This is a genomic window from Azospirillum doebereinerae, assembly GCF_003989665.1.
Taxonomy (GTDB): domain Bacteria; phylum Pseudomonadota; class Alphaproteobacteria; order Azospirillales; family Azospirillaceae; genus Azospirillum; species Azospirillum doebereinerae.
Map to the genome: position 1 here is coordinate 1 of NZ_RZIJ01000087.1, position 463 is coordinate 463.

Below are 463 nucleotides of genomic sequence, written 5' to 3' on the forward strand. Positions count from 1 at the left end.
AGCGAGCCGGTCTTGATCTGGCCGCAGTTGGTGGCGACGGCGAGGTCGGCGATGGTGCTGTCCTCGGTCTCGCCCGAGCGGTGCGACAGGACGGCGGTGTAGCCGGCCTTGTGCGCCATATCCACGGCTTCCAGCGTCTCCGACAGCGTGCCGATCTGGTTGACCTTCACCAGGATCGAGTTGGCGACGCCCTTCTTGATGCCGTCGGCCAGACGCAGCGGGTTGGTCACGAACAAGTCGTCGCCGACCAGTTGCACCTTCCTGCCGATGGCGTCGGTCAGCGCCTTCCAGCCCTCCCAGTCGTCCTCTGACATGCCGTCCTCGATCGAGGCGATCGGGTAGCGCCCGACCAGATCGGACCAGTAGGACACCATCTGCTCCGGGCTCAGCGACTTGCCCTCGCCGGCCAGCTCGTACTTGCCGTTCTTGAAGAACTCGGTCGAGGCGGCGTCGATGGCCAGCA

The 463-nt window shown here is 65.7% G+C and carries 1 protein-coding gene; it reads right to left on the reverse strand.

Annotated elements, in window-relative coordinates; all coding sequences use genetic code 11:
* A partial coding sequence (locus EJ913_RS31320; protein ID WP_483398299.1) for a phosphopyruvate hydratase family protein occupies positions 1 to 463 on the reverse strand: 463 nt, incomplete at both ends.